At 71.2% G+C, this 21,590-nt stretch carries 16 protein-coding genes and 1 riboswitch; of the genes, 8 read left to right on the top strand and 8 right to left on the bottom strand.

The genetic code is table 11. The annotated features are described in order from the left end of the window. Positions 1–100: 100 nt before the first annotated feature. The 3 genes from AS97_RS23395 to AS97_RS23385 are packed head-to-tail and all read right to left on the bottom strand — an operon-like array spanning position 101 to position 2,289. The gene (locus AS97_RS23395) at positions 101–1,240 is read right to left on the bottom strand and encodes a cystathionine gamma-lyase (RefSeq protein WP_059143708.1); all 1,140 of its coding nucleotides are present in this window, start codon (positions 1,238–1,240) and stop codon (positions 101–103) included. Further along, positions 1,237–1,884, bottom strand: a complete 648-nt coding sequence (locus tag AS97_RS23390; RefSeq protein WP_210565598.1) for a low molecular weight protein-tyrosine-phosphatase — start codon at positions 1,882–1,884, stop codon at positions 1,237–1,239. The genes AS97_RS23395 and AS97_RS23390 overlap by 4 nt, the downstream gene beginning before the upstream one ends. 24 nt (positions 1,885–1,908) lie before the next feature. Further along, positions 1,909–2,289, bottom strand: coding sequence for a phage holin family protein (locus AS97_RS23385; RefSeq protein ID WP_210565597.1), 381 nt, complete (start codon positions 2,287–2,289; stop codon positions 1,909–1,911). 66 nt (positions 2,290–2,355) lie between these two features. Here AS97_RS23385 and AS97_RS23380 point away from each other — a divergent pair, with 66 nt between their 5' ends. The 3 genes from AS97_RS23380 to AS97_RS23370 all read left to right on the top strand — a co-directional run bounded on the left by AS97_RS23380 (position 2,356) and on the right by AS97_RS23370 (position 3,936). Then, positions 2,356–2,673, top strand: coding sequence for a cupin domain-containing protein (locus tag AS97_RS23380; protein ID WP_059143706.1), 318 nt, complete (start codon positions 2,356–2,358; stop codon positions 2,671–2,673). Between the two features lie 216 nt (positions 2,674–2,889). After that, positions 2,890–3,084: a DUF5326 family protein gene (locus AS97_RS23375; protein ID WP_059143705.1), complete on the top strand. Its 195-nt coding sequence runs from the start codon at positions 2,890–2,892 to the stop codon at positions 3,082–3,084. Positions 3,085–3,498: 414 nt separating this feature from the next. Continuing rightward, a complete protein-coding gene (locus AS97_RS23370) occupies positions 3,499–3,936 on the top strand; it encodes an SsgA family sporulation/cell division regulator (protein ID WP_046085022.1) in 438 nt (145 codons plus the stop codon). Between the two features lie 177 nt (positions 3,937–4,113). Here the strand turns inward: AS97_RS23370 and AS97_RS23365 are convergent, their stop codons facing one another. Continuing rightward, on the bottom strand, positions 4,114–5,541 hold the full coding sequence (locus tag AS97_RS23365; RefSeq protein WP_210565596.1) for a YibE/F family protein: 1,428 nt from the start codon (positions 5,539–5,541) through the stop codon (positions 4,114–4,116). 71 nt (positions 5,542–5,612) lie between these two features. Further along, positions 5,613–5,729, top strand: a riboswitch (TPP riboswitch). Here AS97_RS23365 and thiC point away from each other — a divergent pair. After that, positions 5,722–7,485, top strand: a complete 1,764-nt coding sequence (thiC, locus tag AS97_RS23360; RefSeq protein WP_210565595.1) for a phosphomethylpyrimidine synthase ThiC — start codon at positions 5,722–5,724, stop codon at positions 7,483–7,485. Its footprint overlaps the riboswitch before it by 8 nt. A 160-nt stretch (positions 7,486–7,645) precedes the next feature. Here thiC and AS97_RS23355 read toward each other — a convergent pair whose 3' ends face one another. The 4 genes from AS97_RS23355 to AS97_RS23340 form a co-directional block, all read right to left on the bottom strand. Beyond that, a complete protein-coding gene (locus tag AS97_RS23355; RefSeq protein ID WP_059143702.1) occupies positions 7,646–8,824 on the bottom strand; it encodes a serine hydrolase domain-containing protein in 1,179 nt (392 codons plus the stop codon). Positions 8,825–8,928: 104 nt separating this feature from the next. Continuing rightward, positions 8,929–9,777: a hypothetical protein gene (locus tag AS97_RS23350; protein WP_210565594.1), complete on the bottom strand. Its 849-nt coding sequence runs from the start codon at positions 9,775–9,777 to the stop codon at positions 8,929–8,931. Between the two features lie 190 nt (positions 9,778–9,967). Further along, positions 9,968–11,272, bottom strand: a complete 1,305-nt coding sequence (locus tag AS97_RS23345) for a metallophosphoesterase (RefSeq protein WP_210567267.1) — start codon at positions 11,270–11,272, stop codon at positions 9,968–9,970. A 216-nt stretch (positions 11,273–11,488) separates the two neighbouring features. Next, a complete protein-coding gene (locus AS97_RS23340) occupies positions 11,489–12,589 on the bottom strand; it encodes a LacI family DNA-binding transcriptional regulator (RefSeq protein WP_059143699.1) in 1,101 nt (366 codons plus the stop codon). A 405-nt stretch (positions 12,590–12,994) separates the two neighbouring features. On the opposite strand from AS97_RS23340, the gene hisC reads away from it, so the two are divergent. The 4 genes from hisC to cydD all read left to right on the top strand — a co-directional run bounded on the left by hisC (position 12,995) and on the right by cydD (position 20,684). After that, complete coding sequence (gene hisC, locus AS97_RS23335) at positions 12,995–14,074, top strand: histidinol-phosphate transaminase (protein ID WP_059143698.1); 1,080 nt, start codon at positions 12,995–12,997, stop codon at positions 14,072–14,074. A 258-nt stretch (positions 14,075–14,332) separates the two neighbouring features. Next, positions 14,333–15,931: a cytochrome ubiquinol oxidase subunit I gene (locus AS97_RS23330; RefSeq protein WP_059143697.1), complete on the top strand. Its 1,599-nt coding sequence runs from the start codon at positions 14,333–14,335 to the stop codon at positions 15,929–15,931. Between the two features lie 15 nt (positions 15,932–15,946). Next, complete coding sequence (gene cydB / locus AS97_RS23325; RefSeq protein ID WP_059143696.1) at positions 15,947–16,948, top strand: cytochrome d ubiquinol oxidase subunit II; 1,002 nt, start codon at positions 15,947–15,949, stop codon at positions 16,946–16,948. Between the two features lie 22 nt (positions 16,949–16,970). Beyond that, on the top strand, positions 16,971–20,684 hold the full coding sequence (gene cydD / locus AS97_RS23320; RefSeq protein WP_210565593.1) for a thiol reductant ABC exporter subunit CydD: 3,714 nt from the start codon (positions 16,971–16,973) through the stop codon (positions 20,682–20,684). Positions 20,685–21,590 lie beyond the last annotated feature (906 nt).

Below are 21,590 nucleotides of genomic sequence, written 5' to 3'. Positions count from 1 at the left end.
CAACTAGCCTTGTTCGAGCGGTTCTCCACGAGAAGGACCGGGGCGTCTCAAGCCACGAGGGGGGAGGCTTGAGACGCCCGCACAGGCGTACCGCCCGCTTTCAGCCACCCGCCGGGGCGGATGCCGCATCGAGCGCCCGCAGCACGTCGGCGATCAGATCGTCCGGGTCCTCCGCGCCCACCGAGAACCGGATGAACCCCTCGGAGACCGCGTCGCCGCCCCACCGTCTGCGCCGTTCCGCCGTGGAGCGCACCCCGCCGAAGCTGGTGGCGTCGTCCACCAGCCGCAGCGCGTCCAGGAAGCGCTCCGCGCACTCCTTGTCCGGCAGGGTGAAGGAGACCACGCAGCCGAAGCGCCCGCCGCGCATCTGCCCGGCCGCGACCCCATGGGCGGGATCGGTCGGCAGACCGGGGTGGCGCAGTCCGGTGATCTCGGGGCGCTCGCGCAGCGCCTCGGCGAGGGCCAGTGCGGTCGCCGCCTGGCGGTCGACGCGCAGCTGCAGGGTGGCCAGGGAGCGGTGGGCGAGCCAGGCCTCCATGGGGCCGGGGATCGCGCCCACCGTCTTGCGCCAGGCCCGCACCTCCGCGGCGAGCCGCGGATCGCGGCAGGTCACATAGCCGAGCAGCACATCGCCGTGGCCGGTGAGCGCCTTGGTGCCGCTCGCCACGGCGAAGTCCGCGCCGAGCTCCAGCGGCCGCTGGCCGAGCGGGGTGGCGAGGGTGTTGTCGACGGCGACCAGCGTGCCGCGGGCGTGCGCGGCCTCGGCGAGTCGGCGGATGTCGCAGACGTCCAGTCCGGGATTGGACGGGGTTTCCAGCCAGAGCAGCTTCGTCCGGTCGTCCAGGGCGTCCAACTGGGCGTCCTCGCCGGTCGGGGCGGTGTGCACGGTGACCCCGTAGCCCTCCAGCCGCTCGATCAGCGCCGGGAGCAGCTGATAGCCGTCCGCCGGCAGCACGGCCGCGTCGCCCTGACGCAGCTGGGACAGCAGCACGGCCGAGATCGCGCCCATCCCGGAGGAGAAGACGACCGTCTCGGCGTCGGTGCCCGGTGACTCCAGCTCGCTGATCGCCCGCTCCAGCAGGGACCAGGTGGGGTTGGCGTCCCGGCCGTAGGTGTAGGGGCCGGCGGCGTCGCCGGGGAGGTGGTAGTGGGCGGCGAAGACCGGGCCCGGCAGCGTCGGCTCGTACGCCTCGGCCTCGGGCAGCCCGGCCCGTACGGCGCGGGTACCGTCGCCGGTCATGCGGGCTCCTTTCCCGCGTCCGGGTCATCGGCGGCCGACGCGCTCTTCCTGTTTTCGGCGCTCTGGGCGGCCTGCTCCGGGGTCCCTTCGGCGGTCTCTTCGGCGGCGCTCCCCGGGGTCCCCTCGGCGGCGCTCTCCGTCGCGTCGATGGCCTCGGTGACCGCGTCCAGCAGCCCGCCGCTGGCGGCCTCGATCATGTCCAGGCATTCCTCGAAGTCGTCCGTCCCGCCGAAGTAGGGGTCCGGTACGTCGAGGCCGCCCAGCGCGTTCTGGTCCGCGTCCGGGTCGTAGCTGCGCAGCAGCCGTACCTTCGCGGCGTCCTGCGGGGTCGGCGCGAGCGCGCGCAGCTCATGCAGATGGCCGCTGTCCAGGGCGATCACCAGATCGAGGTGATCGAACCAGTCGGCCTGGAAATGCCGCGCGATGTGATCCTGCTCATAGCCGTGTGCGGTGAGTACGTCGATGGCGCGGCGGTCGGCCCCGTCGCCCTCGTGCCAGGGCCCGGTGCCCGCGCTGTCCACCTCGACACGGCCGTCCAGCCCGACCTCCGCGGCGTGGGCGCGGAAGACGGATTCGGCCATCGGCGAGCGGCATATGTTGCCGGTGCAGACAAAGCAGACACGGTAGGGCGACGGGTCTCTCATGCCTCCCATCATCCCCGGCCGGGATCAGTCCTTGTCATCGGGCAGCACGACGTGCAGGGCCCACGCGACTATGGAGACGATCAGGCCACCGAGCACCGCGGTGCCGAAGCCGTCGACGTTGAAGCTCAGGTCCAGCTTTCCGGCCAGCCAGGAGGTCAACAGCAGCATCAGGGCGTTGATCACCAGCGTGATCAGCCCGAGGGTCAGGATGAACAAAGGGAAGGCCAGGAGCTTGACGATCGGCTTGACCACCACGTTCACCACGCCGAAGACCAGCGCGACGAGAATGAGGGTGAGCGCTTGGCGGCCGGTGTTGTCACCGGTGAGCGTGATGTCCTTGAGTAGCCAGATGGCGACGCCGAGGGCACCGGCGTTCGCGATCGTCTTGACGAGAAAATTCTTCATGGTTGAGATCGTCGCAGACAGGCCCCGCGACAGGCAGGGGCCCCGTAGGCAGGGGTGGAGAGGCGAATGAAGGCGTTCCGGCTGGATGAGCTGGAGGCGGAGCGGGCCGCGAACAACGGCGCGTATCTGCAGTTCCTGCGGGAGCGGAACATGTCCGTGGGGCTGTACGCGCTGGACGCGGGCCAGCCCGATCCGCAGTCGCCGCATCACCAGGACGAGGTCTACCTGGTGGTGAGCGGCCGGGCGTCGGTCACGGTGGGAATGGAGACGACGCAGGTGGCGCGGGGCAGCGTGGTGTACGTACCGGCGGGCACGGCGCACAAGTTCCACCACATCACCGAGGACCTGAGGGTGCTGGTGGTGTTCTCGCCGCCGGAGGGCTGATGTCGCCTGCGGGCTGACCCGGCCGGAGCTGATGTCGCCTGCGGGCTTGTCCACCGCGGAGGCGACGGGTGGCCGGACGGTCCCGTAGGGGTTCGGTCAGGGGAGGACGGGGGCCGCGGGACGCCCGCGCGCTTCCGTCCCGTCCTAGCATCGACGGCAGGGAAGACCGGCCGTCGGCGTCCGGACCCACGGCTCGGAGAGAAAGCAGGGAGTTACGTGACTACGAAGGGGATATTCCGGGGCTTGCCGTGGTGGGTGACCTGGATCGCGATACCGGTGCTCATCCTCGCCGTGTTCGGCGGTCTGATCATGAGCGTGATCGGGTTCCTGGTGAGCTTTGTCTTCAAGGCGCTGCTGCTGGTGGCGCTGATCGCCGGGCTGATCTACGTCGTACGGAAGTTCACCGCCTGACCCGCCGCGCGGCGCTCGCCGCGCCCCCCAGGGCCTGACGCATCCCCGCGGGCCCTGCGGGCCCCCACCGCGCGCGGATAGGCCGCGCGAGGGATACCGCCGGGGCGGGAGCGCGGCCCGGCGCCACCCCTGCCGTTAAAGTGCGAGACCTCGGCGTTCTTCCTCTCGGCGTCTGCCTCGCAACAACACCCCGGGGGTGCCTGTTGACGACAGCGATCTTCGATACGGCCGGTGCGCCGGCCCCGATCTCCCGCCCACCGGGCCCACGTCGTCCGGCCCCGCGGGCCTCCCCATGGCAACACTGGCCATTTTCGTTCCCTCACACGAGGCAAACCGACTCCGCACAGCAATCGAGTCGCTACGCTCCAGAGTCGGCCATGCGCAAACAACCCGGGGCGGCGAACGATGCGTGACATGCGTGACACAGTTCAGGCGGAAGTGACGATGACCTTCCTGGTCTCGCAGGATCTCTCCTTCCGGATCCCGGTCGAGCTGTCCTACGACAGCAGCGACCCCTATGCCGTCGAGATCACCTTCCATCTGCCCGGCGACGCGCCGGTGAGCTGGGCCTTCGCGCGGGAGCTGCTGTTGGACGGGCTGAGCAGACCCACCGGTGAGGGGGATGTGCGTATCGCTCCGGCCTCCCCCGAGGGGCTCTCGGACGTCTTCATCAGACTCCAAGTCGGCTGTGAACGGGCCCTGTTCCGGGCCGGGGCCGCCCCTCTGGTGGCCTTCCTCGATAGGACGGACCGGGTGGTGCCTTTCGGCCAGGAGCCGGCGGCCTGCGATCCGGTCGGCGATCTCGACGCCGAACTCCACCGCATCCTGGCCGAGGACCGGTACGCGGGCTGAGGGGCGGATACGCGGCGGCGGGCCGACGGCCGGTGTGCCGCGGCCGAACCGTCCGCCATCACCGAACCGTCCGGGCCACCGAACAGCCCGGACGGCGCGCCCGGGGGCTGAGGCCCTCGTCGCTCAGCGGCTCGTCGTGCCTCCGCCCGGCGGCTCGTCGTGCCGTCGCCCGGCCGCTCAGCGCGTCTTGGCCCGGCGCCGCCGCCCGCGTCCGCCCCGGCCGGTCCGGGCCGCCTGGGCGCCGCCCGTGTCGGCCCCCCGCTCCGCGCCGCCATCCGCCGCCGGGGCGCGGTCCGCGGAGACCACGAGCACGGCCAGCGCCGTGGTCACCGGCACCGAGGCGACGAGCCCGATGCTGCCCACCAGCGTCCGTACGATCTCCTCCGCGACGATCTCGCTCGTGGCGACCGTGCCCACACCGGTGTCCGCGATGGAGAACAGCAGCAGCAGCGGAAGCGACGCGCCCGCGTACGCCAGCACCAGCGTGTTCACGACGGAGGCGATGTGGTCCCGCCCGATCCGCATCGCCGCCCCGTAAAGCCTGCGCCGGGACACGGCCGGGTCCGCGGCCCTCAGCTCCCACACCGCCGAGGTCTGGGTGACCGTCACATCGTCCAGCACGCCCAGCGAGCCGATGATCACGCCCGCCAGCAGCAGCCCGCGTATCTCGATGTTCGGATAGAGGCCGTGCACAAGACCGGTCTGGTCGTCCGTATTGCCGGTCAGGCTCGCCCAGGCGATGAACAGCGAGCCCAGCACTCCGATCAGCAGCAGTGACACCAGCGTGCCGAGCACGGCGACCGATGTACGGGCCGTCAGCCCATGGCACATATAGAGCGCGAGAAGCATGATCGCGCTGCCCCCGACGACCGCGACCACCAGCGGATTGGAACCCTGGAGTATCGCCGGGAGGATGAACAGCGTCAGCACCCCGAAGCTGATCGCCAGCGCCACCAGCGCGAACACCCCGCGCAGCCGCCCCACCACCACGACGGCGAGCGCGAACAGCCCCGCCAGCAGCGCCATCGGCATCGACCGGTCGACGTCGGACACGGAGTACTGCAGGTCCTTGGGCGCCTTGGGGGCGTACGCCAGCTTCAGCTCCTGCCCGGCGCTGAACTGACGCGAGGCGTTGGGCTGGATGATTTCGGGGAAGGTACGACCTTTGTCCTTGCCCGAGGTGACCTCGATGGTGGCCTTCTCGCAGACGCTCTTCTTCCCGCCCTGCCCGGGGGCGCCGTTCTGGACGGTGCTGTCCTGGCCGGGCTCGGTGGGCGCCTGCGGCTGGGCGTTGACGTCCGCACAGTTCACCTCCTCGACCTTCACCACCCGTCCGGCGACGGTCTGCTGGTCGAAGCCGAGACCGCTGCGGCCGCTCGCCTTGTGGTCGGGCGTGCCGCCCGGCCAGAGCACGATCAGACCTGCGACGACGGCGACCGCGAAGGGGATGAGCACCGCCGCGATGATCTTGCGGAGGCGGGCGGAGACGGGTGCGGCGGGGCCATGACCGTGCGAGTGGCCGTGGGAATGGCCGTGGCCGTGGTCGTGCGCCTGATCGGAGGGGTGGGGCTGCTCGGGCGGGTGGTCCTGCTGGATGGCGGTCACGGTCGCATCATCGCAAGAGGAGTGGGCCCCCTGTTCAGCACTGTGGATAAACCGTTAGCGTGGGCACGAACCTTTGCAATCGCGGGAGCTCGGAGCACCGGGCTGAGAGGGCGCTGACGCTGTAGCTGCGCCGACCGCTGAACCTGTTACCGGGTAATGCCGGCGTAGGGAGTGGGTCTCATGACTCAGCAGGATGCATCATCGCGCGCCGAGAACGCCGAATTCGGCTGGCATAAGGGATATATCGCGGGCTCGCGCCCGGACCTTCACGTCCCGGTCCGCCGAGTGCACCTCACCAATGGCCAGGACGTGACGCTGTACGACACATCCGGCCCGTACACCGACCCCACCATCGAGACGGATGTCCGCCGCGGCCTGGCGCCGCTGCGGCAGAACTGGATCGTCGCCCGCGGCGACACGGAGGAGTACGAGGGTCGCCCCGTCCGCCCCGAGGACGACGGGATCAAGCACACCTCGCCCCGCGGGGGGCTGCGCAACCTCGACGCGGTCTTCCCCGGCCGCCCACGCCAGCCGCGGCGCGGTCGCGCGGGCGTCCCCGTGACCCAACTCGCCTATGCGCGGCGGGGCGAGATCACGGCGGAGATGGAGTACGTCGCGATCCGCGAGAACGTCTCCCCCGAGGTGGTCCGGGAGGAGATCGCGGCAGGCCGCGCCGTCCTCCCGGCCAATGTCAACCACCCGGAGATCGAGCCGATGATCATCGGCAAGCGGTTCCTGGTGAAGGTCAACGCCAATATCGGCAACTCGGCCGTCACCTCCTCCATCGAGGAGGAGGTCGAGAAGATGACCTGGGCGACCCGCTGGGGTGCCGACACGGTCATGGACCTCTCGACCGGCCGCAACATTCACACCACCCGCGAATGGGTGCTGCGCAACTCCCCGGTCCCCATCGGCACGGTGCCGCTCTATCAGGCGCTGGAGAAGGTCGACGGCAGGGCCGAGGAGCTGACCTGGGAGATCTACAAGGACACGGTCATCGAACAGGCCGAGCAGGGCGTCGACTACATGACCGTCCACGCCGGCGTCCGCCTGCCGTACGTCCCCCTGACCGCCCGCCGCAAGACCGGCATCGTCTCCCGCGGCGGCTCCATCATGGCGGCGTGGTGCCTCGCCCACCACCAGGAGTCCTTCCTCTACACCCACTTCGAGGAGCTGTGCGAGATCCTCGCGGCGTACGACGTCACCTACTCGCTGGGCGACGGACTGCGCCCCGGGTCGATCGCCGACGCCAATGACGAGGCGCAGTTCGCGGAGTTGCGCACGCTCGGCGAGCTCAACCGGATCGCCAAGGAGCACGGCGTCCAGACCATGATCGAGGGCCCGGGCCATGTCCCGATGCACAAGATCAAGGAGAATGTCGACCTCCAGCAGGAGATCTGCGAAGAGGCCCCCTTCTACACCCTGGGCCCCCTCACCACCGATATCGCCCCCGCCTATGACCACATCACCTCGGGCATCGGTGCCGCGATGATCGCCTGGTGGGGTACGGCGATGCTCTGCTACGTCACCCCCAAGGAGCATCTGGGCCTGCCGGACCGCGATGACGTCAAGACCGGCGTGATCACCTACAAGATCGCCGCCCACGCGGCCGACCTGGCCAAGGGCCATCCGGACGCCCAGGCATGGGATGACGCGCTCTCCGACGCGCGCTTCGAATTCCGCTGGGAGGACCAGTTCAATCTGGCCCTCGACCCGGACACGGCCCGCTCCTTCCACGACGAGACCCTCCCTGCGGAACCGGCCAAGACGGCACACTTCTGCTCGATGTGCGGGCCCAGGTTCTGCTCGATGAAGATCTCCCAAGACATCCGCCGCGAACACGGCGGCGCGATGGACGCGGCGGAGGCGGAGGCCGGTATGGCCCAGAAGTCAAAGGAGTTCGCCGAGGCGGGCAACCGCGTCTATCTGCCGATCGCGGACTGAGGCGGACTGGGGATAGGGGCCGTACGGCGCCGCTGTACAGCTGACGGGGGCGCTTTCCTCTTCTTCCCGTTGGCCCGTTTCACGTGAAACATCCCTTCGAGCGTTGGTCCGTGCTCCGTGCCGCCCTTTGAGGCGGTCGGAGCGCGGGCCACTCGGTGGTTCACGCGGTGAGTACGGCGACGACTCGGTTGGTCATCTCCTCCTGGGTGGTCAGTGGCGTCGGGGCGTAGGAGAGGACGAAGCGGAGCGTCTGGTCGCGAGTGGCGAACATGCGGGTGCGGTAGCCGTATCCCTCGCCGGTCTTTCCCCAGAACGTCACGCCGTTGACCGTGGCCTTCTGCAGGCCGAGGCTGTAGCGGGCCGGGGTGCCGTCCAGCATGCGTACGGAATCCGGGGGCAGGGTGAAGAGCTTGTCCAGCGCGTGGGGTGGCAGCAAGGCGCCGGAGAACAGGGCTCGCTGAAAGCGGGACAGGTCGTCGAGGGTGGAGACCAGCTCGCCCTCGCCCCAGGCGCTGGACTGGTTGTACACGGTGATATCGCGCAGCGAGCCGTCGGTCATCCGCAGATAGCCGTGCACATGCGGACCGTGGAGGCGCGGGTCCTGGCCCGGTAGCAGGGTCCGGGCCAGGCCCAGCGGGCGGAGGACGCGGGACTCGATCGCCTGGCCGTAGGGGCGGCCGGTCAGCCTTTCGATGATCAGGGCGAGCAGGACGTAGTTGATGCCCCGGTACTCCTGGGTGGCCCCCGGATCGAACTTGAGCGGGTCGTGGGTCACCGTCTCGACCCACTCCCGCGGTGTCCATCGGTCCCACCGATGCCGCACGACGCCCTCCGGGGTGCTGTCGTCCGGCAGCCCTCGATGGTCGGGCAGTCCGCTGGTGTGGTTGAGCAGCTGGGCCACGGTGATGCGGCGGGAGAATGCCGAGGGCAGCAGATCCGGGAGGTATCGCCCGATGGGTGCGTTGAGCTCCACCCGGCGCTCGGCCCACAGTTGAAGGATCACGGTGGCCACGAATGCCTTCGTGATGCTGCCCGCACGGAAGCGGTCGTCCGGGCGTACGGCCCGCCCGCTCACGAGGTCCGCCGCCCCGGCCGTGCCGTACCAGTGATCGCCTCGGCGGTCGACGCGCAGTTGCGCGGAGGTGGCGGGCGGATGCGAGAGATCGCTGATGGCGGCCCGCAGGGCGGGTTCGTCGGATGCGGTGGTCGATGCGGTGGTCGGCGCGGTGGTCGATCCGGTGGTCCCTGTCGCCGCGCGGGCCTCGGTGCTCCCGGCCACGGCCAGTAGCGCTCCGGCCGCGCAACCACCCATGAAGGTGCGTCGAGTCAAGGAAGTCATGGTCAGCCATCCTGGCGAGGCGGCCGCGACCCGCCATCCGGGATGACCCCACGTGCACCCCCACGCCCACCCGGACCGCACCCCGGGGCGGCCCCCGACGCGGGCTAGTCCGGCTGGTGCTCCGGGCCGCCGTAGTCGGGGCTGGTGAAGTCCGGGCTGCTGTAGCGGGGGCGGGCCTTGGGACCCTCGCCGTCGGTGCTGAAACCGGGGCGGCTGTAGCCGAGGTGCGGGGTGCGGCTGACCGTTTCGGGGTTGGTCGGGACGTAGGCGGAGGGGGACGGGGCCGAGGGGTTGGCGAGGGCCTCGCGGAGGAACGGCAGGATGCCGCGCTCCAGCAGGGCCTGACGCCAGACCTCTCGGGCGCGGTCCACCTCCTCCAACTGCTCGCTGCGCGCCTCGCCCCGGATCGCGCTGGAGCCGTTGCGCAGCGCGGTCAGGAGCAGTCCGACGGCGGCGATGAGGATGCCCGCGGCGGTCAGCGCCGCGAAGAACCAGCCCGCGGTGACCATCGGCTGGGCGATGGAGGGGGCCGGGTCGAGGACGTTGAGGACGTAGCCGACGATGAGGAAGATGATCGCGGCGGTTCCGGCGAGCACCGGCGCCAGCACCGCGAGCATGGCGACGAGCCCGGCCCCCGCGGCGTCCTGCATCGCGCCGGCGAGCCCCACCGTGCCCTCCGGGTGTTCGCGCTCGCCCACGTCCCCGGCGAGCGGGAAGAGCGGCGCGGGCTCGCGCAGTTTGGCGCGAGTTTCGCGGTAGTCCTGATATTCGGCGGCCGCGCATGCCGCTATCGCGGCCGAGGCGCCGAGCGCCATCGTGCGCAACTGCTCGGCAGTCAGCCGCTGCCCGACACCGGTGAGGTCCGGGCGATGGTGTGCGGTGCGCAGTGCCTCGTCGAGAACTCGCTCGAACTCCGGGCGGTCCTCGGTCAGCAGGTGCGGAGCGCTTTTCATGGTGCATCCCCCGATGCTCCGTAGGGCCGTGACGCCGGCTTGCGCCGGGCAGTCGGGCGGAAACGGAGGAGAGCCTGCGACGGATAAGCCGATGGTAGAGCCGATCCGGCGCGGGGTGACAGCAAGTTTCGGGAATTGCTCCCGCGCCGGTGAAGCTCTCTATCTGCCCCGGGCAGCGTCCGCTGAATCCTCAGCCGGTCAGAGGAAGTTGGACGACCAGCAGTTTTCCGGCCATGGTGACGCCGCCGTCCATGGCCACGGCGAGATTGTCCGCGTAGACATGCGGGCCCTCGACGGCGGGTGTGCCGCCGTCCTCGCCGTCCTCGGAGCCGACCTCGCCGAGCAGATACGGGATCGGGCTGTGACCGTGGACGATGCGCTCCCCGCCGTAGGTGTCGAGCAATTCGCGGGCCGCCAGGGGCCCGGTGTCCTCGTCGCGGAAGGCGAACCGCTTGGTGAATTTGCGGAACAGGTCCCAGCACTCGTCGGCGTCGCTGCGCTGCAGCGTCTCGGTGACGGTGTCGTTGACGGCCTCGATCGAGTCGCCGTAATCCAGATAGGCGGTGGTGTCGGAGTGGACCAGCAGATGCCCGTCCTCCTCCGCCATCGCGTCCAGCCGGGACATCCACTGGAGGTGGTGGTCCTCCAGCCGCTCCATGTCGCTGCGCTGGCCGCCGTTGAGCAGCCAGGCGGCCTGGAAGGAGGCGGTTCCGGCACCGGAGTTGACGGGCGTGTCGCCGAACCGCTTGGCGCCGATCAGCAGCAGCTCGTGATTGCCCATCAGCGCCTTGCAGTAGCCGCCCGCGGCCGCGGCCTCGGCGGAGAGCTGCATGACGAGGTCGATGACGCCGACGCCGTCCGGACCGCGGTCGGTGAAGTCGCCGAGGAACCACAACCGGGCGTTGCCCGCAGCCCAGTTGCCCTTGGGGTCGATCAGGCCCTCGGCGGCGAGCGCCTCGCGCAGCTCGTCGTGGTAGCCGTGGACATCGCCCACGACATACAGCGGGCCGGGCCCCTCGTCCTCGGCGAGCGGGCCGTGCTCGGGCTCGGGCACCGAGGTGAGCGTGACGGTGGGGCGGTCCTGCGCCGGGACGAGCGGCGTGTCCGGGATGGTGTGCCCGGGGCCCATGACCGGGAGCCGCTCGGTCGGGGTGTACTCGGCGGGCGGCGGCGCGGCGGGCGCGGGCGCCTCAGGAGCCCCCGGCGCGGGCACCCTTGGAGCCGGTGCCCCCGGCGTGGGACCGGGAGCGGGCGCGGGCGGCGGCACGGGGGCGGCGGGGCCCGGGGCCGCGGGCGCGGGCCCGGGCGGTACGGCTCCGGGCGCGCCCATGCCGGGCGGGGTGAACGCCCCGTACGCCGACATGGGCGGGGTGGGCGCCCCATGCGTGGACATGGGCGGGGTGGGCACCCCGTACGCGGGCACGGGTGGGATCGCAGCCGTGGTCCCTGCCGTGGCTTCCAGACCGGCCCCCTGAGTCATCGACCCCTCCACCATCACGCCGCCGTCCCACCTTGTGGACCTTGCCTGGTCGACGGCGGTCCGCGGTGTCGTCCGCCCATCATAGGAATGACCGTGAGGGCTTGTGACGCACCAGGGTGCCGTCAATCGGTGCTCGCTCCTGCTTGGTCGGACTTTTATCCCGGATTGGCCCGGTAGGGGAAGCCCATTGGTCTCAGGTCCTCCTCGGGTCATCCTTGAGTCACCCTCAGGTCAGCCTCCGGCACGGCTGCGCGGGGCGTTGACCGTCGTACGCGGCGGACGGCGCTGTGACGACGTCCGCACGATCAATTCGGTGGGTATGACCTGCTCGACGGGGTGGTCGGTATCAAGGCCCTCGATGGCGTCGATGAGCAACTGTACGACCGCCGTGCCGATCCGGCGGGGTTTGAGTGAGAGGGTCGTGATGGGCGGCTCGGTGGTGCGGTAGACGGTCGATTCGCTGCAGCACACCAGCAGCAGATCATCCGGGACGCGCAAGCCGTAGCGGCGGGCGGCGGCGAGCAGATCGGTGCCGTTGGGGTCGAAGAGGCCGTAGACCGCGTCGGGGCGGTCGGGGCGGGCGAGCAGCCGGTCGGCGGCGACGGCACCGGCACAAGGGTCGTGGGCCGGGTACGCCTCATAGACGGGATCCTGCCCCACGCGTTCGCACCACCGCAGATACGCCGTGGTGGACAGTCGGGTGTAGGTGTCGGTGGACGTCCCGGTGAGCAGCCCGATCCGGCGGGCGCCGGCCTCGGCAAGGTGGTCGAGCAGTCCGAGCACCGCCGCCTCGTGGTCGTTGTCGACCCAGGCGGTGACGGGGAGGGCCCCGGCCGGGCGGCCGTCGCTGACGACGGGGATGCCTTGGCGTAAGAGCTCGGTGACGACCGGATCGTGGTCGGAGGGGTCGATCACCACGGTGCCGTCGAGGGCGACGTTGGACCACACGTCGTGGCGGGAGGTGGCGGGGAGGATGACGAGGGCGTAGCCGCGGGCCAGCGCGGCGGAGGTGGCGGCTCGCGCCATCTCGGCGAAGTAGGCGAACTCGGTGAAGGTGAAAGGTTCATCCCCGTACGTGGTCACGGTCAGGCCGATGAGGCCGGACTTGCCGGTACGGAGGGTGCGGGCCGCTGCGGACGGGCGGTAGCCCAGCCGCTCGGCGACCTCGCGGACATGGCGGCGGGTGGCCTCCGGGAGCCGGCCCTTGCCGTTGAGCGCGTCGGAGACGGTCGTGATCGAGACCCCGGCGGCGGCGGCCACGTCCCGGATGCCCGCCCGCCCTAACCGGCGGCCGGCCGACCGGCTCACCTGGTGCTTCCCTGCTGCTGTCATGGCCAGCCGATAGTAGGGCTCGGGTGGGAGGGTTGCGCGATTCCGCCATCGGTATTCGGAAGGCACGTTTCTGCATGAACGGCCCCCTCAATTCCCTTGGAAGTGAAGCCAGTTGGGGGATCCACCGGGCCTCTGATGGCCCCTGGCATATCCACGCCTGCTGATTGATACATGTCTCGAAGAGGTCTCAACTCACCTGCACGGGTGATGCGCGCCACGGCGCTCGCCACCGGCGCGCGCGGAAAAGCGGGGCGCTCCCCCCGGTCGGTACGCGGGCGCCGGGGGCGGGTACGCGGCGGCGCCCGGCGGGTACGCGAGACGGGGGAATCCTCATAAGGTGTGCAGTATTGCCGTGTGCGAACGATGTGCACGGTCCGGGACAGGATGGGTCGAGGAGGACTGTCGGTGACCGAGAAGAGCCCCAAGCTGCGTGCCGCGCTGGACGGCATTCCGACGTACAAGCCCGGCAAGCCGGCCGCCACGGGGGGTCCCCTGGCCTTCAAGCTGTCCTCCAACGAGAACCCCTATCCGCCGCTGGCCGGGGTGCTGGAGACGGTGGCGGACTCCGCCGCGTCCTTGAACCGCTACCCGGACCTCGCCTGCACGGCGCTGATCGCCGAGCTCGCGGAGCGCTTCGATGTGCCGCTGGAGCATCTGGCCACCGGGACCGGTTCGGTCGGCATGGCCCAGCAGCTGGTCCAGTCCACGGCGGGGCCGGGCGATGAGGTGATCTACGCCTGGCGGTCCTTCGAGGCATATCCGATCATCACTCAGATCGCGGGCGCGACCTCGGTGCAGGTTCCGCTGACCGATGCCGAGGTCCACGATCTGGACGCGATGGCCGATGCGATCACCGACCGCACCCGGCTGATTTTCGTCTGTAACCCCAACAATCCGACCAGCACCGTCGTGCGCCGGGCCGAGCTGGAGCGGTTCCTGGACCGGGTGCCGTCCGATGTGCTGGTGGTGCTGGACGAGGCGTACAACGAGTTCATCCGGGACGAGCGGGTCCCCAACGGCGTCGACCTCTACCGCGACCGGCCGAACGTCTGCGTGCTGCGCACCTTCTCCAAGGCGTACGGCCTGGCCGGGCTGCGGGTCGGCTTCGCGATCGCCCATGAGCCGGTGGCGGCGGCGCTGCGCAAGACCGCGGTGCCGTTCGGCGTCAGCCAGCTCGCCCAGGACGCGGCGGTGGCCTCGCTGCGCAGCGAGGACGCGCTGCGGGAGCGGGTGGACGCGCTGGTCACCGAGCGGGGCCGGGTGTGGGAGGCGCTGACCGCCCAGGGGTGGACGGTCCCGGACTGCCAGGCGAACTTCGTCTGGCTGCGGCTGGGGGAGCGCACGCTCGACTTCGCGGCGGTCTGCGAGGCGGCGGGCGTGGTGATCCGTCCGTTCCCGGGTGAGGGGGCGCGGGTGACGATCGGCGAGCGCGAGGCGAACGAGATCTTCCTGCGGACGGCGGAGGAGTTCCGCAAGGAGCTGTGAGCCTTGCCTGAGCCTGAGCCTGAGCCTGAGCACTAGAGCCTCTGAGCCCCGCAAGGAGCTGTGGGCCCGCCTGGGCCCCTGGCGCACAAGGGGCCCATCGGCCCCTCCGTAAGGTGCGCAGCATACCCAGAGGTGCCCCATTCGCCCCCTCCCACCCCCTGTGGGAGGGGGCGAAGCCATGTGCGTATCATTGCTTGTGAATGTGAATACGTTCACAAGCTCGTTCGCGGGCAGGCACGACCGTAAGGAGAGATTCAGGTGAATCTGGCTCTGGCGCCGGAGACGCTCGCCCGATGGCAGTTCGGCATCACCACCGTCTACCACTTCCTCTTCGTGCCACTGACGATCTCTCTCGCCGCCATCACGGCGGGTCTGGAGACCGCCTGGGTCCGCACGGGCAAGGAGAAGTACTTCCACGCCACCAAGTTCTGGGGCAAGCTCTTCCTGATCAACATCGCGATGGGTGTGGTCACCGGCATCGTGCAGGAGTTCCAGTTCGGCATGAACTGGTCGGACTACTCCCGCTTCGTCGGTGATGTCTTCGGGGCCCCGCTCGCGATGGAGGCCCTGCTGGCCTTCTTCTTCGAGTCCACCTTCATCGGTCTGTGGATCTTCGGCTGGGACAAGCTGCCCAAGAAGATCCACTGCGCCTGCATCTGGATCGTCTCGATCGGCACGATCCTCTCGTCGTACTTCATCCTGGCCGCCAACTCCTGGATGCAGCACCCGACCGGCTACACCATCGACAAGGCCACCGGAAAGGCCCAGCTCACCGACATCTGGGCGGTGCTGACCCAGAACACCACCCTCGTCGTCGTCTTCCACACCCTGACCGCGGCCTTCCTCACCGGCGCCGCCTTCATCATCGGCATCTCCTCCTTCCACCTGCTGCGGGCCAAGCGCCGCCGGGAGCGTGGCGAGGAGCTGGGCGAGCAGCGCAAGAAGCAGATCGGGGCGATGCGGGCCTCGCTGCGGGTGGGCCTGGTCGTCGCGGTCATCGCGGGGATCGGCACGGCGCTCAGCGGTGACCAGCTCGGCAAGGTGATGTTCGAGCAGCAGCCGATGAAGATGGCGGCGGCCGAGGCGCTGTGGGACACCCAGGCGCCCGCGCCCTTCTCGGTCTTCGCCGTCGGCGATGTCAGCAAGGGCCACAACAGCGTCGAGCTGGAGGTCCCCGCCGCGCTCTCCTTCCTGGCGCACAGCAACTTCACCGACGCCGTTCCCGGGATCAACGACATCGCCCAGCGGGAGGCCGACGCCTACGGCGGGCAGCCCGATGACTACATCCCCAGCATCTTCATGACCTTCTGGGGCTTCCGGCTGATGATCGGCTTCGGCATGACCTCGTTCGTCGCCGGACTGATCGGGCTGTGGACGACCCGGCGCAAGCGGTGGCTGGCACCCGCCTTCCGCACCGGCGAGGACGAGGTGCCCCGGCTCATGCTCACCAAGAGCCGCGAGATGAGCCCGCTGCTGTCCACCTGGTCCTGGCGGATCGGCATCCTCACCATGGGCTTCCCGCTGATCGCCAACTCCTTCGGCTGGATCTTCACCGAGATGGGCCGGCAGCCCTGGGTGGTCTACGGGCTGATGAAGACCGCCGACGCGGTCTCCCCCGGGGTCAGCCGGACCGAGGTGCTGATCTCGCTCGGCGTCTTCACGCTGCTGTACGGGGTGCTCGCGGTGATCGAGGTGCGGCTGTTGACCAAGTACGCCAAGGCCGGACCGGACACCGACGAGAAGCCGCCAGCCAAGGATCCGAAGCTGCGGCTGCCCTCGGGCGGTCCGGGCAGTCCGGACGGCGGTACCGCCGCCGAGGACGAGGACGCCGACAAGCCGCTGACCTTCGCGTACTGACGGCCGGAGAGAATCATGAACCTTCACGACTTCTGGTTTCTGCTGATCGCCTTCCTGTGGACGGGCTACTTCTTCCTGGAGGGCTTCGACTTCGGCATCGGCGTGCTGACCAAGCTGCTCGCCCGCGACCGCACCGAGCGCCGGGTCCTGATCAACACGATCGGGCCGGTGTGGGACGGCAATGAGGTCTGGCTGATCACGGCGGCCGGGGCGACCTTCGCCGCCTTCCCCGACTGGTACGCGACGCTCTTCAGCGGCTTCTATCTGCCGCTGCTGGCCATCCTGGTCTGCCTGATCGTGCGCGGTGTCGCCTTCGAGTACCGGCACAAGCGCCCCGAGGACCGTTGGCAGCGCAACTGGGAGCATGCGATCTTCTGGTGCTCGCTGCTGCCCGCGTTCCTCTGGGGCGCGATCTTCGCCAATCTGGTGCACGGGGTGCCGATCGGCCGGGACGGGAACTATGCGGGCGGTCTGGCGGACCTGATCACGCCGTACGCCCTGCTGGGCGGGGCGGTCACGCTGGTGCTGTTCACCTTCCACGGCGCCGTCTTCGCCGCGCTCAAGACGTCCGGGGACATCCGGACGAGGGCACGGCGGCAGGCGACCGGGCTGGGACTGGCCACCGTCGTGGTCGCGGTGCCGTTCCTGGTCTGGACGCAGAGCGACAGCGGGAACGCCCGCAGTCTGGTGGCGGTCGTGATCGCCGTCCTGGCGCTCGCAGTGGCGCTGGTCATGAACCGGCGGGGGCGTGAGGGCTGGGCGTTCGGGCTGTCCGGGGTGGCCATCGCGGCGGCTGTCGCGATGCTCTTCCTGGCCCTCTTCCCCGACGTCATGCCCTCCTCGCTGGACCCGAAGTGGAGCCTGACGGCGGCGAACGCGGCCTCCAGCCCCTATACGCTCAAGATCATGACGTGGGTCGGGGTGATCATGATGCCGCTGATCATGGCCTACCAGGCGTGGACGTACTGGGTCTTCCGTAAGCGCATCGGTACCCGGCACATCCCCGCCGCCCACTGATGCTTCGGGTGGTGTGTTTCACGTGAAACCAATCGACCCCCGGCTGCTGCGGTACGCACGGGCCACCCGGTTCTTCCTCGTCGCCTCCGTGGCGCTGGGCCTGGCCGGAGCGGGTCTGGTCATCGCACAGGCGATGCTGATCGCCGAAATCGTGGTGGGTGCCTTCCAGCGGGGCGAGGACCTGGAGGCGCTGACGCTCCCGCTGGGGCTGCTGGCGCTGGTCGCCGTCGGCCGGGCGGCCGTCTCCTGGCTGACCGAGCTGGCCGCCCATCGGGCCGGTGCGGCGGTCAAGTCGGAGCTGCGGCTGCGGCTGGTGGAACGGGCCGTGCGGCTCGGGCCGAGCTGGCTGGACTCCCAGCGGACCGGTGAACTGACCACCCTCGCCACCCGGGGCATCGACGCGCTGGACGACTACTTCGCGCGCTATCTGCCCCAGTTGGGGCTGGCCGTGGTGGTGCCGGTGGCGGTGCTCGCCCGGATCGTCACCGCGGACTGGATCTCCGCGCTGATCATCGTCGCCACCCTGCCGCTGATCCCGCTGTTCATGATGCTCATCGGCTGGGCCACCCAGTCCCGGATGAACCGCCAGTGGCGGTTGCTGTCCCGGCTGTCCGGGCACTTCCTCGATGTCGTCGCCGGACTGCCGACCCTCAAGGTCTTCGGCCGGGCGAAGGCCCAGGCCGCCTCGATCCGCGCGATCACGGCCGACTACCGGCGAGCCACGCTCAAGACGCTGCGGCTGGCCTTTCTGTCCTCCCTGGCCCTGGAACTGCTCTCCACCGTGTCCGTCGCCCTGGTCGCGGTCGACATCGGCATGCGGCTGGTGCACGGCGAGATGGACCTCTACACCGGGCTGGTGGTGCTGGTGCTCGCCCCCGAGGCGTATCTGCCACTGCGGCAGGTGGGCGCGCAGTACCACGCGGCGGCGGAGGGGCTGGCGGCGGCGGACGAGGTGTTCGCGGTGCTGGAGCGCGAGCCCTCGAACACGGGCGGTTCGCCGGCCCCCGATGCCCGGGCGGTCCCCGATGCCCGGGCGGCCCTCGATCCCCGGAGCGCCGCGCTCACGCTGGACGGGCTGGTGGTCCGCCACCCCGGGCGCAGTGAACCATCCCTCGCCCGGACCTCGCTCGAGATTCGCCCGGGGGAGACGGTCGCCGTCGTGGGTCCCAGCGGTGCCGGGAAGTCGACGCTGCTGAACGCCGTGCTGGGCTTCGCGACACCGGACGAGGGCCGGGTGCTGATCGGAGGCCGCGACCTGGCCGTGCTGGACCCGGAGAGCTGGCGGCGCCAGATCGCCTGGGTGCCCCAGCGCCCGTATCTCTTCGCCGGGACGATCGCGGAGAACGTCCGGCTGGCCCGGCCGGACGCCGATGACGCGGCGGTACGGGCCGCCCTGCGGGACGCGGACGCGCTGCGCTTCGTCTCCGCGCTGCCGGACGGGATCGAAGCCCGGCTCGGCGAGATGGGCGCGGGGCTCTCCGCGGGCCAGCGGCAACGGATCGCCCTGGCGCGCGCCTTCCTGGCCGACCGGCCGGTGCTGCTTCTGGACGAGCCGACGGCGAATCTGGACGGTGAGACGGAGGCGTCGGTAGTGGAGGCGGTGCGGCGGCTGGCCGAGGGCCGCACGGTGCTGCTGGTGGTCCACCGCCCGGCGCTGCTTCCACTGGCTGACCGCGTGCTGCGGCTGCCGGGGCCGGCCGCTTCTGGTGGGCTGGGCCACCTGTCCGATGCTTCTGGTGGACCGGTCCTCTTGCCGGCCGCTTCTGGTGGTCCGGGACTGCTGCCCGACGTTTCCGGTGGACCGGTCCTCCTGCCCGCCGCTGGGCGCGAGTTGGCGGTGGGCGGCGTGCGCCCGGGGCCGACCGTCTCTCTCCGGCCCGTGACCGCGCCGGGCGGACCGGTCCCGTCGCATCGCTCGGCCGCACGTCCGCGCCGGGGCGCGCTGGCTCGGGTGCGGGGCGCCGCACGTGGCGGGCGGGGCCGGTTCGGGCTGGCGCTGCTGCTCGGGAGTCTGGCCCTGCTGAGTGCGGTCGGGCTGATGGCCGTCTCCGGTTGGCTGATCTCCCGCGCGGCGCAGCAGCCGCCCGTCCTCTATCTGATGGTGGCGGTCACCGCGACCCGGGCGTTCGGGATCGGCCGGGCCGTCTTCCGCTACGCCGAGCGCCTGGTCTCGCATGACGCCGTGCTGCTGGTGCTGGCCGAGCTGAGGGTCGCCGTCTACCGGCGGCTCGAACGGCTGGCGCCCGCGGGGCTCGGCCGGACGCGCCGCGGCGATCTGCTCTCCCGGCTGGTGGCCGATGTGGACGCAGTCCAGGACTACTTCCTGCGCTGGCTGCTGCCCGTCGGCACCGCGCTGACCGTCGGTGTGGCCTCGGTGGGCTTCCTCACCTGGGTGCTGCCCGAGGCGGGGGCCGTGCTGGCGGCGGGGCTGCTGGTGGCGGGGGTCGCGGTGCCCCTCGTGTCCGGGGCGCTCGCACGGCGGGCGGAGCGCCGACTGGCACCGGCGCGCGGTGCCCTGTCGGCGCAGGTCGTCGATCTGCTCGCGGGGGCCGCCGAGTTGACCGTCGCGGGCGCGCTGCCGCGTCGGCTGGACGCGGTGCGCCGGGCCGATGGGGTGCTCACCCGGATCGCCCGGCGGGCCGCGGCCGCCGCCGGTACCGGCGCCGGGCTGTCCGCACTGGTCTGCGGACTGACCGTGACGGCGGCGGCATGGGTGGGGGTGCCGGCCGTGGCGGACGGCCGGATCCACGGAGTGTGGCTGGCGGTCGTGATGCTGACCCCGCTCGCCGCCTTCGAGGCCGTCGCGGGGCTGCCGCTCGCGGTGCAGCACCGGCAGCGGGTGCGGCGGGCCGCGGAGCGGGTGTACGAGGTGCTGGACGAGCCGCTTCCGGTGCGCGAGCCCGACGAGGCGCGGCGCGAGGAGGCGCCCGGTGCGCCGTATCCGCTGGTGCTGCGCGGGATCACCGCCCGTCACCCCGGGCAGTGTGCCCCCGCGCTGGACGGGTTCGGCCTGGAGTTGCGGCCGGGCCGCCGGGTCGCGGTCGTCGGCCCGTCGGGGGCGGGCAAGAGCACGCTCGCCCAGGTGCTGCTCCGCTTCCTGGACATCGAGGGCGGCACCTACAGCCTGGCGGGCCGGGACGCCGCCGGTCTGGACGGGGACGCGGTGCGGCGACTCGTCGGTCTCTGCGCCCAGGACGCCCATGTCTTCGACAGCTCGCTGCGCGAGAACCTGCGGCTGGCGCGCCCCGACGCGAGCGATGACGAGCTTCGCGCGGCGCTGGCCGGGGCCCGGCTGCTGGACTGGGTGGACGGGCTGCCGGACGGCCTGGACACGCTCGTCGGCGAGCAGGGCGCACGCCTCTCCGGCGGCCAGCGGCAGCGGCTGGCGCTGGCCCGCGCGCTGCTGGCGGACTTCCCGGTGCTGGTGCTGGACGAACCGGCCGAGCACCTGGACCTGCCCACGGCCGACGCGCTGACGGCCGACCTGCTGTCGGCGACCCAGGGGCGCACCACCGTCCTGATCACGCACCGGCTGGCGGGCCTGGACGCGGTGGACGAGGTGATCGTGCTCGACGGGGGCCGGGCCGTCCAGCGCGGGACGTACGAGGAACTGGCCTCGGCCGACGGGCCGTTCCGCCGGATGCTGGAGCGCGAGACCGCGGAGGACGGAGCCCTGGAAAGCGGAGTCCTGGTGGCCGCCGGGCACCAGGGCGCCGGGCACTTGGGCGCTGGCTAGGCGCCCCTGTCCGGCGGATCGTCGCGGACCCGCGACGCCTGCCCGGCGGCCCCGGCTAGGGCCGGGAGTCGCCTCCCCGGCACCGCTGCGAGGCGCCCTGGCAGCAGGTGGCGCGGGCCTCGGTGCCAGCCTGCAGTGGGGCACGGCACGAGCTGTCGTGGGCTACGGCGCCTGCTGTCGCGGGGGGTACGGCAGCAGATGGAGCGGGTCTCGGCAACGGCCGCAGCAGGCCACGGCGCCTGCTGCCGTGGGTTACGGCACCAGGTGGGGGCATGGGGTCTGGTGCCAGGCGGCGCGGGCCCCGGTAACGGTCGCAGCGGGGCACGGCAGCAGATGCCGCAGGCCACGGCAGCAGACGGCGCGGACCACGGCACGAGCCGCCGCGGGCTACGGTGCCTGCTGCCGTGGGTTACGGCATCAGATGGGGGCATGGGGTCTGGTGCCAGGCGGCGCGGGCCCCGGTAACGGTCGCAGCGGGGCACGGCAGCAGATGCCGCAGGCCACGGCAGCAGACGGCGCGGACCACGGCACGAGCCGCCGCGGGCTACGGCGCCAGACGGGCTCGGGGTTCGGCAGCAGGCGGTGCGGGCTACGGCCCTGCTGCCGCGGGGGTACGGTGCCAGACGGGCGCGGACCACGGCACGAGCCGCCGCGGGGCCTCGGTGCCAGCCTGCAGCGGGGCAGGCACGAGCTGTCGTGGGCTACGGCGCCTGCTGTCGCGGGGGTACGGTGCCAGACCGGCTCGGGTCCGTTAGGAGACGGCGGGAGCCTCGGCAACGGTCGCAGCGGGCCACGGCGCCAGTTCGCAGCAGCCACGGCGCCAGCTGTCGCGGGGTCGACACCAGACGGCACGGGCCACGGCAATGGCCGGAGCGGGCCACGGCATCAGATGCCGCGGGCCACGGC

Origin of the sequence: Streptomyces sp. AgN23 (assembly GCF_001598115.1) — a bacterium.
GTDB classification, from domain to species: Bacteria; Actinomycetota; Actinomycetes; order Streptomycetales; family Streptomycetaceae; genus Streptomyces; species Streptomyces antimycoticus.
The sequence above is the reverse complement of the archived record's forward strand: the minus strand, read 5'-3'. Positions and strand labels throughout refer to the sequence as shown.